Origin of the sequence: Rhodoplanes roseus, assembly GCF_003258865.1 — a bacterium.
In the GTDB taxonomy this organism is placed as follows: Bacteria; Pseudomonadota; Alphaproteobacteria; order Rhizobiales; family Xanthobacteraceae; genus Rhodoplanes; species Rhodoplanes roseus.
In genome coordinates this window covers 20098-36613 of the sequence record NZ_NPEX01000032.1, presented here as the reverse complement: position 1 = coordinate 36613, position 16516 = coordinate 20098, and the positions used below count along the sequence as shown (strand labels likewise).

The following is a 16516-nucleotide window of genomic DNA, read 5'->3' as shown; positions in this document are numbered from 1 at the left end:
GTCGGTCCCGGCGGCGACGCAGGCGGCCTGCCGCGCCGCCTGGGCCCGGATGACGCTGTCGAGGCCGGCGCCGACGAAAGCAAACGCGAAGGTCGCCGGGGCGATGCCGATCACGGTCGCGGCGACGAACGGGCGCAGGCCGAGGCCCGCGACCGCCGCGACGATGTTCACGAGCCAGAACGGCACCAGCGGGACCAGCCGCAGCACCAGGAGATAGCCGAAGGCGTCGCGCCGCAGGCCGCGGGCCAGCCGGTCGCCCGCCGCCCCGGCGAGGCCCATCAGCCAGCCGCCGAGCGCCGTCCGGGCGGCGAGAAACAGCAGGGTGGCGCCGGCCGTGGCCCCGACCATGGTCCCGATCCCGCCGACGATGGTGCCGAACACCAGGCCGCCAGCGATGGTCAGGGCTGCGGCGCCCGGCACCGCCAGCGCCGCCACGGCCGTGTAGAGAGCCACGAAGCCGGCGAGAGCCGTGGCGGGTCGGAGGGCCACATAGGCCTCCACCAGGGCGTGGCGGCGGATCAGCGCCTCCATCGAAAGCTCGTGATGCCAGCCCGACGCAATCAGGGCGAGTGCCGCTCCGCCCAGCACGAGCAGGGGCAGCAGCCGCAACAGCCGGAGCGCCGCCCGGGGCGAGGGCGGGCGCTCGCGCGGAGCGGGCATGTGCTCGGATCGGGGGATAATCAAACCTCGGCCTGGACCTCGCGTCGAAACGGCGCGAATTTGCGCTCTATACGATGGCGCAGCCGTTCGTGCAGGTCCGTCACCGGTATTTGAACGCGCCGAGCCTCGGCCGGGAGGGGCGGTCGCATCGCGGCAGTGGTTCCCTCGCATTGACGGGGGGCGGACCCTCCCGTATAAGCCCCGCTGAATTTTCGGCCGTGCCGATCCCCGAACAGCGTTGATCTGCGACAACGTGCCGACCAGGCGCCGGCGACCGACCGTCCGGCCGAGACGAAAAGCGGAGTAGAAGACCGTGAAGCGGACCTATCAGCCGAGCAAACTGGTGCGCAAGCGCCGCCACGGCTTTCGCGCCCGGATGGCCACCGTCGGTGGCCGCAAGGTCATTGCCGCCCGTCGCGCGCGCGGCCGCAAGCGGCTCAGCGCGTGATCGTGCCGATGCCGGCCGGGCGTCGTTTCGATGCAACGGTTGCGGCAGCGGTCCGATTTTCTCGCCGCCGCCAAGGGCGCCAAGGCGCCCACGCCGGCATTCGTGCTGCAGTCGCGCGAGCGGGGTGATCAAGGTCCGCCGCGGGTCGGCTTCACTGTGACCCGGAAAGTCGGCACGGCGGTGGAGCGCAACCGGGTCCGGCGGCGCCTCCGCGAGGTCGTGCGGCTAACCGCCGCGGGACGCCTGCGCGACGGCAACGACTACGTGATGATCGGCCGGCGTGCCGCCCTGGATCGGCCGTTCGACCGCTGCGTCGCCGATTTCATCGGTGCCGTGAAGCGGGTCCATCGGCCCGCGCGCGAGCCCGAACCGCCTGCGCGTGACGGCGCGCGCAGCCAGCAACCCGATCCGCGGCCGACCGCCCGAGCGTCCTCATGAACGAACAGAAGAACGTCCTCCTGGCCATCGCCCTTTCGGCGGTCGTGCTGATCGCATGGCAATTCTTCTTCGGCATGCCGCAGCTGGAGAAGCAGCGTCAGGTCCAGCAGCAGCAACAGCAGGCTCAGGGCCAGCCGGCGACGCCCGGCCAGCCGGCCGGCAGCGCGCCGCAGCCCGGCGCCGCGCCGGCGCCCGGCGGCAGCGCCCCCCCGGTGCCCGGCCAGGCCGCGATCACGGCGGAGCAGTCGCGTGACGCCGCTCTCGCGGCCGGTCCGCGCCTCCAGGTCGAAACCCCGAACATCCGCGGCTCGATCGCCCTCAAGGGCGCCCGTATCGACGATGTCGCGCTGGTGCGCTTCCGCGAGACCGTCGACCCGACGTCGCCGGCGATCGTGCTGCTGTCGCCGTCGGGGACGCCGCATCCGTTCTATGCCGAGTTCGGCTGGGTCTCGGCGGCGGGCGCTCCGGTCAAGCTGCCCGGGGCCGAGACGGTGTGGACCCAACAGGGCTCCGGCGCACTGACGCCGAGCCGGCCGGCGACGCTCGTGTGGGACAATGGCGAGGGCCTGGAGTTCCGCCGAACCCTCACGGTCGACGACAAGTTCCTGTTCACCGTGAAGGACGAGGTCGTCAACAAGGGCCAGGCACCGGTCACGCTCTATCCCTATGCGCTGGTCTCGCGCCACGGCACCCCACAGACGCTCGGATATTACATCCTGCACGAGGGTCTGATCGGCGTGCTCGGCGACCAGGGCCTGCAGGAGGTCACCTACAAGGCGATCGAGGACAAGAAGGTGATGCCCTTCAAGGTCACCAATGCGTGGCTGGGCATCACCGACAAGTACTGGGCCGCGACGTTGCTGCCGGCTCCGGCCGCCAGCCTTCAGGCCAAGTTCTCGACCGGCCAGGCCGGAAATCTTCGCACCTTCCAGACCGACTACCTGCTCGACGCCCAGACCATCGCGCCGGGCGAGACCGGCAGCGCCCTCGGCCGCCTGTTCGCGGGCGCCAAGGAGGTCTCCACCGTCGACGGCTACGACAAGGCACTCAAGCTCAACCGCTTCGAGCTGCTGATCGACTGGGGATGGTTCTACTTCATCACCAAGCCGATGTTCTGGACCATCGATTTCCTGTTCCAGTGGACCCACAATTTCGGCATCGCGATCCTGCTGGTCACGGTGATGATCAAGGCGGTGTTCTTCCCGCTCGCCAACAAGTCCTACGCCTCGATGGCGAAGATGAAGGCCGTGCAGCCGCAGATGGCGGCGCTGAAGGAGCGCTATCCGGACGACAAGGTGAAGCAGCAGCAGGAGCTGATGGAGATCTACAAGCGGGAGAAGATCAACCCGATCGCCGGCTGCTGGCCGGTGCTGATCCAGATCCCGGTGTTCTTCTCGCTCTACAAGGTGCTGTTCGTCACCATCGAGATGCGGCACGCGCCGTTCTTCGGCTGGATCCACGATCTCTCGGCGCCGGATCCGACCACGGTGTTCAACCTGTTCGGCCTGCTGCCTTACGACCCGATGGCCCTTCCGATGATCGGCTCGTTCCTGCATCTCGGGGCGTGGCCGCTCATCATGGGCGTGACCATGTGGTTCCAGATGAAGCTGAACCCGGCGCCGCCCGATCCGACCCAGAAGATGATCTTCGACTGGATGCCGGTGATCTTCACCTTCATGCTGGCGAGCTTCTCGGCGGGCCTCGTGATCTACTGGGCGTGGAACAACACGCTCTCGGTGATCCAGCAGGCCGTGATCATGCGGCGCAACGGCGCCAAGATCGAGCTGTTCGACAACATCAAGGGCTGGATCCCCAAGCGGAAGACGGAGTAGGGGCGGCGCCCCGCTCCCGAGCATCCAGTGCGTCGTCATGGCCGGGCTCGTCCCGGCCATCCACGTCTTACGGGGCATTGCGCTGAAATCCTGTCGCTGACCGGCGCGAGGCCGGACAGGACGGCTCCGAGATGAGGTCAACGCCATCATGTCCGACGCCCCGATCTCCTCCGGCACCACGACCACGACCGCGCCCTTCACGCCGGCCGAGATGTCCGCCGGCCGCAAGCTGTTCGCGGTGGATTGGGAGTTCATGGCGGCGGCCGACACGATGCCGGCACTCCCCAAGATGTTCGGCGTCGAGATCGCGGTCGCAGGCCGCTCCAACGTCGGCAAGTCGAGCCTGGTCAATGCGCTCACGGGCCGCGACGGCCTCGCCCGCACGTCGCAGACGCCGGGCCGCACCCAGGAGCTGATCTTCTTCTCGGCCGGCGAGCGGCTGCGCCTCGTCGACATGCCGGGCTATGGCTACGCCGCCGCCCCCAAGGCCAAGGTCGCGGCCTGGACCGAGCTGATCCGCGCGTATCTGCGGGGGCGTGCCAACCTCGCCCGCGTCTATGTGCTGATCGACGCGCGCCATGGCCTCAAGGACACCGACGCGCCGGTCCTGGATCTCCTCGACGAGGCGGCGGTGAGCTACCAGGTCGTGCTGACCAAGGCCGACCAGCCCAAGCCGAACGAGCTCGCCGCCGTGACGGATGCGATCGAGGCGGCGCTGAAGAAGCGCACCGCCGCCTATCCGGGCATCCTCACCACCTCGGCCCGCACCGGCGCCGGCATCGGCGAGATGCGCGCCGCCGTCGCCCGGCTGATGGCCGAGAAGCGGTGAGCGTCGTCGCACGCCGGAGCGGCTCGGCCAGGGCTTGACCCGCGCCTGCATCGGTCAAAGATGCATCGTTCGAGACGGTCGCCGGTCCGGCCGGCGACGACGCTGTTCGGGTCGCCGCGACCGTGCGGCGTCGCGGTTGCAAGGACCCGCTCCATGACCCTCTCGCTCTTCGTGCTGATTGCCGGCCTGATGGGCGCCGCCGGTGTGGCGCTCGCGGCCGCAGCCGCGCATGCCGCACCCGGCGTCGGTCTCGACAGTGCCGCGCAGATCCTGTTGGTCCATGCGGTCGCCGTCGTCGCAGGCGCTGCGGCGGTGTCGGCCGGCCTCGCCTGGCGGCCGCTGGCGCTCGTCGCGCTGGCCGGTTTCGTCCTCGGCACACTGCTCTTCTCCGGCGACGTGACGTTGCGTGCTTTCGCAGGCCACCGGATTTTTCCCATGGCGGCTCCGACCGGCGGCAGCATCCTGATCCTGAGCTGGCTGGTTCTCGGCGTCGCGGCCGCCGTGCGGGTCTCCCGGGGCGGCTGAGAGCGGGCTCCGTCTCGCGGTTGCTCGGCTTGCCGGTGGCGGGACGACCGCACACATGTTCTGCGGCCGTCGCGGTGCCGGTCGCGGGCCGACAGGATCAACCCCACATGCCAGACACACATCAGTCACGTCGCCTCGGCGGTCTCGCCGTGTCGTCCATGGGCCTCGGTTGCATGGGCATGACGTTCGCCTATGGCGAGCGCAACGATGTCGAATCGATCGCCACCATCCATCGGGCGCGCGAGCTCGGCATCACGTTTCTCGACACCGCCGAGGTCTACGGGCCGTTCACCAACGAGGAGCTGGTCGGGCGCGCCATCGCGGGTCGCCGCAGCGACGTCGTCGTCGCCACCAAGTTCGGATTCAAGTTCAATCCCGAGGATCCGCTCGATCTTCGCTCGCGCGGCGTCGACGGGAGTCCGGCCAATGTGCGCCGGGTGGCCGACGCCTCGCTGAAGCGGCTCGGCATCGACGTCATCGACCTCTACTACCAGCACCGGCGCGATCCGGCCGTGCCGATCGAGGAGACGGTCGGCGCGATGGCCGAGCTGGTGAAGGCCGGCAAGGTGCGGCATCTCGGCCTGTCCGAGGTCGGGCCCGAGACCATCCGGCGCGCCCATGCGGTTCATCCGATCGCCGCCGTGCAGAGCGAATACTCGCTATGGGAGCGCGGCGTCGAGACGGCCGTGCTGCCCACCCTGCGCGAGCTCGGGATCGGCTTCGTCGCCTACAGCCCGCTCGGCCGCGGCTTCCTCACCGGCGCCGTCACCGGGCGGGCCGCGCTCGCTGCGGCCGATTATCGCCGGATCGACCCGCGCTTCTCGGACGAGAACGCCGCCCGCAACGCGGCCGCGGTGGCGCCCGTGGAAGCGGTCGCCCGCAAGCACGGGGCGACGCCGGCCCAGGTGGCGCTCGCCTGGGTGCTGTCGCGCGGTGACGACGTCGTGCCGATTCCCGGGACCAAGCGGGTCGCGTATCTCGAGCAGAACGCCGCCGCCCGCGATCTCGTGCTCGACGCAGACGATCTCGCCACGCTGGAGCCGGTGGCGGCGGGAGTCGCCGGTACCCGCTATCCCGAAGCCGGCATGGCGATGATCGAGACCTGACCACATGGCCTCCGGTGAGGCGCTGCTGCCGGCGTCGCTGCGCCTCCCGGCCCACTCACCGGTCAGTGCCGCCGCGTCTTTCGGCAGAGGTCGCACGCTGGATTCTGGGCAAAGTAACCGTATAGTTACTTTGCGCCGCGGGCGACCCATGGATCAGCCGCGGGCCATTGTCCGTCGGGCTGTCGTCCTGTCATGCCCGAGGGTCGCCGCCCTCGCCGAGGCGATGCTGCGCTTAGATCCCGAGTTCGGCCGGTGCGCGAGGTGCGCCGCTTCCGGGCGTGGGAGAGCGGCGGCGAGTACAACGTCGCGCGGGCGATCGGGAAGTGCTTCGGCCTGCGCCCCGCTGTGGTGACGGCTCCACGGCCGGTGCTGCCGAGATGGTGGCTGCGGTGCAGCCGTCCGGCGGGTGAGCGGTCCGCCGCCGCGGGCGACAATGGCGATGCGATCCCTGCAATCCGGGGCCGCGGCCGGTCTCGACGCGGGGCCTTCCCCGCGGCGGTCCGGCCCGGTAAAAAGCCGCCAGCCGTTTCGGCCGCCGTCAGACCGCCTGACCGAGGACCTCCCATGACCGTGTCGCCGCACGACATCGCCCGCGTGCTGATCGAGGCGCTGCCTCACATGCAGCGCTACGACGACGAGATCGTCGTGGTGAAATACGGCGGCCATGCCATGGGCGAGGAGGCGGCGGCCCGCAGCTTCGCGCGCGACATCGTGCTGCTGGAGCAGACCGCCATCAATCCGGTGGTGGTGCACGGCGGCGGCCCGCAGATCGGCGGCATGCTCAAGCGCCTCGGCATCAAGTCGGAGTTCGCGGCCGGCCTGCGCGTCACCGACGAGGAGACCATCGAGATCGTCGAGATGGTGCTGGCCGGCTCGATCAACAAGCAGATCGTCGGCTTCATCAACGCCGCCGGCGGGCGCGCGGTCGGCCTGTCGGGCAAGGACGGCAACATGGTCACGGCCAGGAAGATCGGCCGCACCGTGGTCGATCCCGGCTCGCGGATCGAGCAGATCGTCGACCTCGGCTTCGTCGGCGAGCCCGAGAAGGTGGACGTGTCGGTGCTCGACCAGATCGTCGGCAAGGACTTGATCCCGGTGCTGGCGCCGATCGCCACCTCGGCCGAGGGCGGCACCTACAACGTCAATGCCGACACGTTCGCCGGCGCCGTCGCCGGCGCGCTGCGGGCCAAGCGCCTGCTGCTGCTCACCGACGTGCCGGGCGTGCTCGACAAGTCGAAGCAGCTGATCAAGGACCTGTCGATCGACGACGCCCGGCGGCTCATCGCCGACGGCACCATCACGGGCGGCATGATCCCGAAGGTCGAGACCTGCATCTACGCGCTCGAGGCCGGGGTGGAAGGTGTCGTCATCCTCGACGGCAAGGTCGAGCACGCGGTCCTGCTCGAGCTGCTGACCGATCTCGGCGCCGGAACCCTCATTCACCGCTGACGCCGCGACATCGCGGCGTCACGCCGCAGCCACGGTTCCGCCACGGATCGAACCTCGAGCCGGTTGCGGCGCACCAACGCAGGGTGCGTCGGTTGTCGACGCTTGAGTGTGCGGAGCGATCCGTGCAAGGTGCGGCAGCATTTCCGAATGTTGCTGCTGCCCGCCGCGGAGATCCCCTGACGTGACTGCGAGCACGACACGCGTTCTGATGATCTATCCCGAGTTCATTGCGAACTCGTTCTGGAACTACAAGGCCGCCTGCGAGCTGGTCGGGGCGAAGTACCCGGCGGCGCCGCTGGGGCTGATCACGGTCGCGGCCATGCTGCCGCCGAGCTGGGACATCCGGCTGGTCAACCGCAACACCGAGACGCTCGCCGACGACGACTTCGCCTGGGCCGATCTGGTGATGATCGGCGGCATGCTGAACCAGCAGCCGGACTTCCTCCATCTGATCGATCTCGTCCACCGCCACGGTAAGCCCGTCTGCGTCGGCGGTCCCGACGTGTCGTCGAGCCCGCATCTCTATGCCGCGGCCGACTTCCAGGTGATCGGCGAGGCCGAGCTGGTGATCGACGACTTCATCGCCGCCTGGGAGCGCGGCGAGCGCAAGGGCGTGTTCACGGCCGAGAAGTTCAAGGCCGACATCACCACGACGCCGCTGCCGCGCTGGGATCTGCTGAAGTTCGAGCACTATCTCTACATCGGCGTGCAGTATGCGCGCGGCTGCCCGTTCACCTGCGAGTTCTGCGACATCATCGAGCTTTACGGTCGGGTGCCGCGCACCAAGACCAACGACCAGATCCTCGCCGAGCTGCAGGCCCTCTACGACTTCGGCTATCGCGGTCACGTCGACTTCGTCGACGACAACTTCATCGGCAACAAGAAGAACATCCGCACCCTGATGCCGCGCCTGAAGGCGTGGCTGGAGGAGCACGACTATCCGTTCGAGTTCTCGACCGAGGCATCGATCAATCTCGCCGACGACGACGAGATGCTGCAGGCCATGAAGGACGCGAACTTCTTCGCCGTCTTCATCGGCATCGAGAGCCCGGATCCCGAGACGCTGGTGCAGATGCGCAAGAAGCAGAACACCAAGCGCAACATCGCCGAGTGCGTGCACAAGATCTACGGCTACGGCATGTTCGTGACGGCGGGCTTCATCGTCGGCTTCGACACCGAGAAGGTGTCGATCGCCGGCGCCATGACCGAGTTCATCGAGGAGACCGCGATCCCGATCTGCATGGTTGGCCTCCTCTACGCGCTGCCCGGCACGCAGCTCACGCGGCGCCTCGCCAAGGAGGGCCGCCTGCATCCGGGGCACGACCTCATGCTGGTCGACCAGGCCGGTGACCAGTGCACGCTCGGCTGCAACTTCGACACGCTGCGGCCGTTGCGGGACATTCTGGTCGACTACCGGACGGTGCTGAGCAACGTCTTCGATCCGGTCGCCTATGCAGGGCGGCTGTCGCGGCTCGCCGCGATGCTCGACCGCTCCGATCGTCGCCGCGACCTGCCGGAAGGCGACGTGCGCCGGCGTCTCGGCGGCATGGAGGCGATCCATCAGATCATCAAGGCGCTGCCGGAAGCGCGCGAGCCGTTCTGGAAGGTCTTCGTCGAGGTCGCCAAGAGCAATCCCGGCGCGCTGCGCTACATCGTCGTGCTGATGGCGTTCTACATGCACCTCGGCCCGTTCTCGCGCCATGCGATCGGCGAGATCGACCGCCGAATCGCCGAGATCGACCGCTCGGGTCCGCCGCGGGCGACCCGTCTGGTCCAGGCCGAGCGGCAGCCGGCCCTCCAGTAACGTTCGCGCCGGCAGGTTTTGAGCCCCTTGCGGCCGCTGCCGGTTCGCTTCATCCCTGCGGGCGAGGCGAATCGCCGACCGCGGCGGAGGGGACGATGCGGGGCAGGGGAGTACGGCTCGGACTCGGTGCCGCGACGCTGGCGCTGGCGGTTCTCGCCGGTGGCGAGGCCCGTGCGGATCTGAAAATCTGCAACCGACTCAGCTACGTCGTCGAAGCCGCCCTCGGGCTCGACGAAAAAGGGGCGACCGCGACCCGCGGCTGGTTTCGCCTCGATCCGGGCCAGTGCCGGGTCGTCCTCCAGGGCACGGTCGAGGCGGAGCAGCTCTTCCTTCACGCTCGCGCCATGCCGGTCTACGGGCCCTCGCCCGAGCCGCAGAGTGGCCACGCCGACCTTTGCATCGCCAACGGCGACTTCCTGATCGCGGCCGCCCGCGCCTGCCGTCCGCCGCAGCGGTTCGCCCGCTTCACCGCCGTGAAGCCGACCGAGACGCCGGACGGGCTGGTCGCCGCGCTCGCCGAGGAGGCCGAGTATTCCGACGAGCAGGCGCGCCTTGCAGGCATCCAGCGGCTGCTGGTGCTGGCCGGCTACGACGCCACCCCGGTCGACGGCGTCACGGGCCCCAAGACCGAGGCCGCCATCGCCCAGTTCCTCAAGGATCGTGGCCTGGGCCCGGAGGGACGATCGGCGTCGAACCTGTTCGACCTCCTGATCGAGACGGCCCAGCAGCCGGCGGCCTCGGGCTTCTCCTGGTGCAACGACACCCGGTGGCCCGTGATGGCGGCGGTCGGCACCGACGAGAAGGGCGGTGTCGTCACGCGCGGCTGGTACCGGGTCGATCCCGGCAAATGCGTTCGCCCGGAGGTCGCCGGCAAGCCGCGGCGGGTCTACAGCTTCGGCGAGGCCGTGGACCCGGACGGCCAGCCGCTGCGGCGCGGCACAGGCCGTCTCTCCTGGGGCGGTGGCACCACGCTGTGCACCCGCGAGTCCCGCTTCGAGCTCTCGGACCACAAGGACTGCACGGCGTCGGGACTGGATGCGACCGGCTTCGCGCCCGTCGACCTCGCCGGCAAGCCGGCCACCACTGTCCGCTTCCAGGAGTGACGCCCGCGGCCGATCGGGCTAAACAGCCCCTCATGTCTTCCACCGCCCCCGACACTCCCTCCGCCGCCCGCAGGTTCGACCACGTCGATACCTGGGTGTTCGACCTCGACAACACGCTCTACCCGCATCACCTCAACCTGTGGCAGCAGGTCGACGTGCGAATCCGCGACTACATCGCCAACTTCCTCGCCATCACCCATGACGAGGCGTTCCGGGTGCAGAAGGACTACTACAAGCGCTTCGGCACCAGCATGCGCGGCCTGATGGCCGAGCACGGCATGGAGCCGGACGACTTCCTCGACTACGTCCACCGGATCGATCATTCGCCACTGCTGCCGAATCCGGCGCTCGGCGCCGCCATCGAGCGGCTGCCGGGCCGCAAGCTGATCCTGACCAACGGCACGAAGACGCATGCCGACGCCGTGCTGGCGCGGCTGCAGATCGACCACTGCTTCGAGGACGTGTTCGACATCGTCGCCGGCGAGCTGTCGCCCAAGCCGTTCCCGGACGTCTACGACAAGTTCCTGGCCCGCCATGGCGTGGATCCGGCGAAGGCGGCCCTGTTCGAGGATTTGGCCCGCAACCTCGAGGTGCCGCACCGGCTCGGCATGGTGACCGTGCTGGTCGTCCCGGAGAAGACCCGCGAGGTGTTTCGCGAGGGCTGGGAGCTGGAGGGCCACGACGCCCCCCATGTCGATCACGTGACCGACGATATCACCGGCTTTCTGGAGAGGCTCCCGGTCGACCGGCCGGCCCAGGGTTGTCCCTGAGCGGGCGCCCTTGACAGAACTGCCGCCGGCTCCGACAACCCGGCCGCCATTGCGTATTCCGGGGATTGCCGCATGTCGCACGCAGAGCTCGCCCAAGCCATCGACGAGGCGTTCGAACGCCGCAACGAGATCGGTCCGGACACCACCGGCCCGGTCCGCGACGCGGTCGACCGCGCGCTTCGGCTGCTCGACTGCGGCGAGGAGCGGGTCGCCGAGAAGCAGGCCGACGGGTCCTGGCGGGTCAACCAGTGGCTGAAGAAGGCCGTGCTGCTCTCGTTCCGGCTCAACGACATGTCCGTGATCCCGGGCGGCCCCGGGCGGGCCGTCTGGTGGGACAAGGTGCCGTCCAAGTTCGACGGCTGGATCGAGGCGCATTTCCGCGACGCCGGGTTTCGCGCGGTGCCGGGGGCGATCGTCCGGCGCTCGGCCTATATCGCGCCCGGCGTCGTGTTGATGCCGTCCTTCGTCAATCTCGGCGCCTATGTCGACACCGGCACCATGGTGGACACCTGGGCGACGGTCGGCTCCTGCGCCCAGATCGGGAAGAACTGCCACATCTCCGGCGGCGCCGGCATCGGCGGCGTGCTCGAGCCGCTGCAGGCCGGCCCGGTGATCATCGAGGACAACTGCTTCGTCGGCGCGCGGGCCGAGGTCGCCGAGGGCGTGATCGTCCGCACCGGCTCGGTCCTGTCGATGGGTGTCTATCTCGGCGCCTCGACCAAGATCGTCGACCGCGCCACCGGCGAGGTCTTCACGGGCGAGGTGCCGCCCTATTCGGTGGTGGTGTCCGGCACCATGCCGGGCAGGCCGCTGCCGGACGGCACGCCGGGCCCGGGCCTCTACTGCGCCGTGATCGTCAAGCGGGTCGACGAAAAGACCCGCTCCAAGACGTCGATCAACGAGCTCCTGCGCGACTGATGCGGCCTCGGTCCGGCCCCGGAGGACGACATGACCTGGCATGACGTCCTGTTCGGATTCCACGGCCGCATCACGCGAAAGGTCTTCTGGATCGCATTCGTCGCCGTCACGGCGGTCGAGCTCACCTGCCACGCCATCGCCGGCGCGATCGAGGGCGAGCGCCTCACCTCCATCGTCAGCCTGGCGTTCAGCTATCCGGAATTCGCCATCATGGCGAAACGCGGCCACGACCGCGGCATGCCGACCGTGGTGCCGGGCGTGTTCTTCGGCGTCAGCGTACTGATCGACTTCCTGTTCGTGATCGGCGCGGCCGGAACGTCCGACGAGCCGAGCGCGCTTCTGCTCATGCTCACCGTGCCGTGGCTGGTCTTCGCGTTGGTGCTGCTGATCGATCTCGGCTTCCGGCCCGGCACGCCGGGGCCGAACCGCTGGGGGCCGTCGCCCGGCGAGTGAAAATCGATCGGCGTCCTTCGGTGGTATTGAGAGATGCAGCCTGATGTTGCATATTTCGCCTCGTGGCATCAGGAGACTATGAGATGAGCAACGTCCCTAGCGCCCCGCCGGTCGCCGCTGCGCCCGCCGGCTTGTCCAACGACGCGCGGGCCATCATGATGTTCGAGGCGAACAAGAAGACGGCGCTGATCGCCTACCTGTTGTGGTTCTTCCTCGGCATGTTCGGGGGGCACAATTTCTATCTCAAGCGCACCGGTGTCGCGATCGCCCAGCTCGTCCTCACGCTCACGGTGTTCGGAGCCATCGTGAGCGGGGTGTGGATCCTGATCGATGCCTTCCTGATTCCGGGCTGGATCCGTCAGCAGAACATGCTGCTCGCCGCCCAGCTCGGGGCCTGATCGATCGCCCTCGAGTTGCCGCCCGAGACGACGTGGATGAGTATTGCCGCGTGACACAGCCCGCCGACGTCGTCGCCATCGCCCGCGATCTCCTGCGGTGCCCCTCCGTGACTCCTGCCGAGGGTGGTGCGCTCGCCTACGTCGCCGACCAGCTCGGCCGCGCCGGCTTCACGGTGGAGCGACCGGTGTTTTCCGAGCCGGGGCACGCCGACATCGAGAATCTCTACGCTCGCATCGGCAGCGAGGGGCCGCATCTGGTCTTCGCCGGCCACACCGACGTGGTGCCGGCCGGCGACGAGACGCGGTGGACGCATCCGCCCTTCGCCAGCGAGGTGGCGCACGGCGTGCTCTACGGCCGCGGCGCCGTCGACATGAAGGGCGCGGTCGCCTGCGCGCTCGCCGCGGCGCTCGATCATCTCGAAGCGAACGGCGGCCGGCCGAAGGGATCGCTCTCGTTCCTGCTCACCGGGGACGAGGAGGGCGTCGCCGTCAACGGCACCGTGAAGCTCCTGAAGTGGGCCGTGGAACGCGGCGAGACGTTCGACCACTGCGTCCTGGGCGAGCCGACCAATCCCGAAGCGCTCGGCGACATGGTCAAGATCGGCCGGCGCGGCTCGCTCAACGGCGCCCTGATCGTCCACGGGACCCAGGGGCACGTCGCCTATCCGCGTCTCGCCGACAATCCAGTGCGCCACATGGTGCGGCTGGTCTCTGCCCTGCTCGCCGAGCCGCTCGACGCGGGCAGCGAGCATTTCGATCCCTCGAATCTCGAGTTCACCTCGATCGATGTGGGCAACAAGACCGTCAACGTGATTCCGGCCGAGGCGCGGGCGCGCTTCAACATCCGCTTCAACGATCACCATACGCAGGAGTCGCTGAAGGCGCTGGTCGAGGCGCGCGCCGTGGCGGCCGCGCCGGACGCCCGGTTCAAGATCGTGTGGGAGCCCTCCAACGCCGACGTGTTCCTCACCGCGCCGGGCCCGTTCGTCGGTCTGGTGAGCGACGCCATCGAGACCGTCACCGGACGCGCGCCGACGCTCTCGACGTCGGGCGGTACCTCGGATGCGCGCTTCATCAAGGACTATTGCCCGGTGATCGAGTTCGGGCTGGTCAACGCCTCGATGCACGGCATCGACGAGCGCGTCCCGGTGGCCGACCTCGTGGGACTCACCGCCGTCTATCGCGAGATTTTTTCGCGCTATTTCGGTTAGTCGCTGGCGCGGCGATCCGTTCCGCGCAGACATCGCGGACGCAGCCGCGCAGGAATCGGTGCGCCGGATCGGCGTCCATGCGCGGGTGCCAGAGCAGCGAGATCGCGAGCTCGGGAACCGAAACCGGCAGCGGAAAGCTGCGCATGCCGTCGCGCAGCATTCCGGTGTGACGTTCGGGCACGCTGGCCACCAGGTCGGAGGCTCGGGCCAGTGCCAGCGCGGTCGAGAAGCCGCCGACGATCGTGGTGATCTCCCGCGCCAGGCCGAGCTGCCTGAGGGCCTGATCGATCGGTCCCTCGTCGAGCCCCTGCCGCGAGAACAGGATGTGCCGGCCGGCCGCGTAGCGCGCCGGCGTGATCTCGCCCCGGCACAACGGATGGCCCTTGCGCACGACGCCGATGAAGCGGTCGCGGAACAGTGTCAGCGCGCGCAGCTCCGGCCCCGTCGTGGTGCCGACGACGCCGGTTTCCAGGTCGACGGTGCCGTCGCGGAGCAGCGCGCTGTCCTTGTCCGCCTTGGGCAGGAAGCGCAGCCGCAATCCCGGCGCCTGGGCGGCGACGCGGGCGACCAGGTCCGGCCCGAAATTGTCCACGAAGCCTTCGCTCGTCCGCAGCGTGAAGGTGCGGCTCACCTTGGCCAGGTCGAGCGTCTCGGCCGGCCGCAGCACCGCCTCGGCCTCCTCGACCAGGGGGCCGACGCGGTCGCGCAGGGCAATCGCCCGCGGCGTCGGAACGAGGCCGCGTCCCGCCCGCACCAGAAGCGGATCGCCGGTGGTCTCGCGCAGCCGCGCCAGCGCCCGGCTCATCGCAGACGGGCTGAGCCGCAGCTTCCGTGCCGCCCGTGCGACGCTCCCCTCGGTGAGCAGGACATCGAGCGTCACGAGCAGGTTGAGGTCGGGTCGGGCCATGCGGCGACGTTAGCACGGTTCGCGACCGATGTGGCGTCCGGCGCACGAATGGAGTGCAAATGCTGCGCGTTCCGCCATGGGAGGGATGCCCCTAGGTTCGGGCGGTCGCGGCCTGGGCCGCCGGTCGACGGAGGATCCGATGAAGCCGATTGCAGCCGCTGGAGACGCCACGTTCGTCTCGGGAGCGGAGCGAGACCTGTCGGTCCGAGGAGCGCTCGCGGCGTTGTCGCTCGCCATGCTGCTGTCGTCGCTGGGGACCAGCGTCGCCAACGTCGCCCTGCCGACGCTGGCCGACTCGTTCGCCGCGTCGTTCCAGGACGTCCAGTGGGTCGTGCTCGCTTATCTGCTCGCCATCACGACGCTGATCGTCGGCGCCGGGCGGCTCGGTGACATGATCGGACGACGCCGACTGCTGCTCGGCGGCCTGGTGGTGTTCATGGCCGCCTCGGTGCTGTGCGGCCTTGCGCCCTCGCTGGGTCTTCTGATCGTTGCCCGCGCCGGGCAGGGACTCGGCGCGGCCGTGATGATGGCGCTCGCCATCGCCCTGGTCGGCGAGACGGTGCCGAAGGACCGGACCGGAAGCGCCATGGGACTGCTCGGCACTATGTCGGCGATCGGCACGGCACTGGGCCCGTCGCTGGGCGGCGTACTGATCGCCGGCTTCGGCTGGCGCTCCATCTTCCTGGTCGGCGTGCCGCTGAGTCTGCTCGCGCTGGCGCTCGCCCATCGTCACCTGCCTGCCGACCGGCCGCGCACGACAGCGGACCGGGGCCCGTTCGACGCGGCCGGCACGATGCTGCTCACCGCGACGCTGGCGGCCTATGCGCTCGCCACGACGGTCGGCCGTGGCCCGTTCGGCCTGTCCAGCGCCGTCCTGCTCGCGGCCGCCGGTGTGGGTCTCGTGCTGTTCGTGCGTGTCGAGGCGAGGGCGGCCTCGCCACTGATCCGGCTGGCGATGTTTCGCGACCCGGTGCTGAGCGCCGGGCTCGGCAGCAACGCCGTCGTCTCGACCGTGATGATGGCGACCCTGGTGGTCGGGCCGTTCTATCTGGCGCGGGCGATCGGCCTGGATGCGGCCCTGGTCGGGCTCGTGCTGTCGGTCGGCCCGCTCGTGGCGGCATTGACCGGCGTGCCGGCCGGCCGCGTCGTCGATCGCTTCGGCCCCTCCGGGGCGGTGCTCGCGGGCCTCGCCGCCATCGCGGCCGGCTCCGTCGCTCTCGCGATGATGCCGCTGCGGTTCGGCGTCTTCGGCTACGTGGCTGGAATCGGTGTCGCGACGGCAGGGTATGCGTTGTTCCAGGCCGCCAACAACACGGCGGTGATGACCGATGTCGGACCGGACCGGCGTGGCGTGGTCTCTGGAATGCTAACTCTGTCGCGCAATCTGGGATTGATCACCGGTGCGTCCGTGATGGGGGCCGTGTTCGCGCTGTCGTCCGGGGCGACCCACGTCGCGACGGTGAATCCGGAGGCCGTTGCGACGGGCTTCCGCTTCACGTTCCTGATCGCGGCGATGCTGATCGGTCTCGCCCTCGCCGCGACGGTCGGCAGCCGTGTGCTCGTCGGCCGGTCACGCCGGATCTGAGGCTTCGTGAGACGAGCCTCGCCTCAATACTCCACGGCGACCAGATACAGCCCGTCGGGCGGCGCGACCGGACCGCAGGC

The 16516-nt window shown here is 69.3% G+C and carries 17 protein-coding genes; 15 read left to right on the top strand and 2 right to left on the bottom strand.

Annotation, left to right across the window (positions count from 1 at the left end):
- Positions 1–660: TVP38/TMEM64 family protein (locus CH341_RS07160; RefSeq protein ID WP_111418342.1), on the bottom strand; the 660-nt coding region annotated here is incomplete at its 3' end.
- Positions 661–973: 313 nt separating this feature from the next.
- Here CH341_RS07160 and rpmH point away from each other — a divergent pair.
- From rpmH to dapE, 14 genes are all read left to right on the top strand, one after another.
- Positions 974–1108 carry a 50S ribosomal protein L34 gene (rpmH, locus tag CH341_RS07155; RefSeq protein ID WP_010300405.1) on the top strand — a complete coding sequence of 45 codons (135 nt, stop codon included), beginning with the start codon at positions 974–976 and terminating at the stop codon, positions 1106–1108.
- A 30-nt stretch (positions 1109–1138) separates the two neighbouring features.
- Positions 1139–1546 (top strand): ribonuclease P protein component, encoded by a 408-nt coding sequence (rnpA, locus tag CH341_RS07150; RefSeq protein WP_111418341.1) that lies wholly within the window; start codon positions 1139–1141, stop codon positions 1544–1546.
- Positions 1543–3378, top strand: a complete 1836-nt coding sequence (yidC, locus tag CH341_RS07145; protein ID WP_111418340.1) for a membrane protein insertase YidC — start codon at positions 1543–1545, stop codon at positions 3376–3378. Before rnpA ends, yidC begins: the two co-directional genes overlap by 4 nt.
- A 211-nt stretch (positions 3379–3589) precedes the next feature.
- Positions 3590–4207, top strand: coding sequence for a ribosome biogenesis GTP-binding protein YihA/YsxC (gene yihA / locus CH341_RS07140; protein WP_111418348.1), 618 nt, complete (start codon positions 3590–3592; stop codon positions 4205–4207).
- Between the two features lie 153 nt (positions 4208–4360).
- Positions 4361–4732, top strand: a complete 372-nt coding sequence (locus CH341_RS07135; protein WP_111418339.1) for a DUF423 domain-containing protein — start codon at positions 4361–4363, stop codon at positions 4730–4732.
- A 107-nt stretch (positions 4733–4839) separates the two neighbouring features.
- Positions 4840–5838 carry an aldo/keto reductase gene (locus CH341_RS07130; RefSeq protein WP_111418338.1) on the top strand — a complete coding sequence of 333 codons (999 nt, stop codon included), beginning with the start codon at positions 4840–4842 and terminating at the stop codon, positions 5836–5838.
- Between the two features lie 564 nt (positions 5839–6402).
- Entirely contained in the window at positions 6403–7287 is an 885-nt protein-coding gene (gene argB, locus CH341_RS07125) for an acetylglutamate kinase (RefSeq protein ID WP_111418337.1), read from the top strand.
- A gap of 208 nt (positions 7288–7495) precedes the next feature.
- Positions 7496–9091: a B12-binding domain-containing radical SAM protein gene (locus tag CH341_RS07120; protein WP_111418336.1), complete on the top strand. Its 1596-nt coding sequence runs from the start codon at positions 7496–7498 to the stop codon at positions 9089–9091.
- 95 nt (positions 9092–9186) lie between these two features.
- Positions 9187–10194, top strand: a complete 1008-nt coding sequence (locus CH341_RS07115) for a DUF1036 domain-containing protein (RefSeq protein WP_111418335.1) — start codon at positions 9187–9189, stop codon at positions 10192–10194.
- Between the two features lie 32 nt (positions 10195–10226).
- Positions 10227–10964, top strand: a complete 738-nt coding sequence (locus CH341_RS07110) for a pyrimidine 5'-nucleotidase (protein WP_111418334.1) — start codon at positions 10227–10229, stop codon at positions 10962–10964.
- A 72-nt stretch (positions 10965–11036) separates the two neighbouring features.
- On the top strand, positions 11037–11882 hold the full coding sequence (dapD, locus tag CH341_RS07105) for a 2,3,4,5-tetrahydropyridine-2,6-dicarboxylate N-succinyltransferase (RefSeq protein WP_111418333.1): 846 nt from the start codon (positions 11037–11039) through the stop codon (positions 11880–11882).
- Positions 11883–11912: 30 nt separating this feature from the next.
- Positions 11913–12335, top strand: coding sequence for a DUF805 domain-containing protein (locus CH341_RS07100; RefSeq protein ID WP_111418332.1), 423 nt, complete (start codon positions 11913–11915; stop codon positions 12333–12335).
- A gap of 83 nt (positions 12336–12418) precedes the next feature.
- The gene (locus CH341_RS07095) at positions 12419–12733 is read left to right on the top strand and encodes a TM2 domain-containing protein (RefSeq protein WP_111418331.1); all 315 of its coding nucleotides are present in this window, start codon (positions 12419–12421) and stop codon (positions 12731–12733) included.
- A 50-nt stretch (positions 12734–12783) separates the two neighbouring features.
- Positions 12784–13944, top strand: a complete 1161-nt coding sequence (gene dapE / locus CH341_RS07090; RefSeq protein WP_111418330.1) for a succinyl-diaminopimelate desuccinylase — start codon at positions 12784–12786, stop codon at positions 13942–13944.
- On the opposite strand, the gene CH341_RS07085 is transcribed toward dapE, so the two are convergent.
- Positions 13901–14851, bottom strand: a complete 951-nt coding sequence (locus tag CH341_RS07085) for a LysR family transcriptional regulator (protein WP_111418329.1) — start codon at positions 14849–14851, stop codon at positions 13901–13903. The two genes, dapE and CH341_RS07085, sit on opposite strands and share 44 nt — an antisense overlap.
- Positions 14852–14990: 139 nt before the next feature.
- Here CH341_RS07085 and CH341_RS07080 point away from each other — a divergent pair, with 139 nt between their 5' ends.
- A complete protein-coding gene (locus CH341_RS07080) occupies positions 14991–16436 on the top strand; it encodes an MFS transporter (protein WP_111418328.1) in 1446 nt (481 codons plus the stop codon).
- Positions 16437–16516 lie beyond the last annotated feature (80 nt).

What these genes read in the sequence shown, in the direction of transcription:
- dapD (WP_111418333.1), top strand. Translation starts at nt 11,037, where the DNA reads ATGTCGCACGCAGAGCTCGCCCAAGCCATCGACGAGGCGTTCGAACGC.
- CH341_RS07110 (WP_111418334.1), top strand. Translation starts at nt 10,227, where the DNA reads ATGTCTTCCACCGCCCCCGACACTCCCTCCGCCGCCCGCAGGTTCGAC.
- CH341_RS07085 (WP_111418329.1), bottom strand. Translation starts at nt 14,851, where the DNA reads ATGGCCCGACCCGACCTCAACCTGCTCGTGACGCTCGATGTCCTGCTC.
- CH341_RS07080 (WP_111418328.1), top strand. Translation starts at nt 14,991, where the DNA reads ATGAAGCCGATTGCAGCCGCTGGAGACGCCACGTTCGTCTCGGGAGCG.
- yidC (WP_111418340.1), top strand. Translation starts at nt 1,543, where the DNA reads ATGAACGAACAGAAGAACGTCCTCCTGGCCATCGCCCTTTCGGCGGTC.
- CH341_RS07095 (WP_111418331.1), top strand. Translation starts at nt 12,419, where the DNA reads ATGAGCAACGTCCCTAGCGCCCCGCCGGTCGCCGCTGCGCCCGCCGGC.
- yihA (WP_111418348.1), top strand. Translation starts at nt 3,590, where the DNA reads ATGTCCGCCGGCCGCAAGCTGTTCGCGGTGGATTGGGAGTTCATGGCG.
- CH341_RS07130 (WP_111418338.1), top strand. Translation starts at nt 4,840, where the DNA reads ATGCCAGACACACATCAGTCACGTCGCCTCGGCGGTCTCGCCGTGTCG.
- CH341_RS07135 (WP_111418339.1), top strand. Translation starts at nt 4,361, where the DNA reads ATGACCCTCTCGCTCTTCGTGCTGATTGCCGGCCTGATGGGCGCCGCC.
- rnpA (WP_111418341.1), top strand. Translation starts at nt 1,139, where the DNA reads ATGCAACGGTTGCGGCAGCGGTCCGATTTTCTCGCCGCCGCCAAGGGC.
- CH341_RS07115 (WP_111418335.1), top strand. Translation starts at nt 9,187, where the DNA reads ATGCGGGGCAGGGGAGTACGGCTCGGACTCGGTGCCGCGACGCTGGCG.
- CH341_RS07100 (WP_111418332.1), top strand. Translation starts at nt 11,913, where the DNA reads ATGACCTGGCATGACGTCCTGTTCGGATTCCACGGCCGCATCACGCGA.
- CH341_RS07120 (WP_111418336.1), top strand. Translation starts at nt 7,496, where the DNA reads ATGATCTATCCCGAGTTCATTGCGAACTCGTTCTGGAACTACAAGGCC.
- argB (WP_111418337.1), top strand. Translation starts at nt 6,403, where the DNA reads ATGACCGTGTCGCCGCACGACATCGCCCGCGTGCTGATCGAGGCGCTG.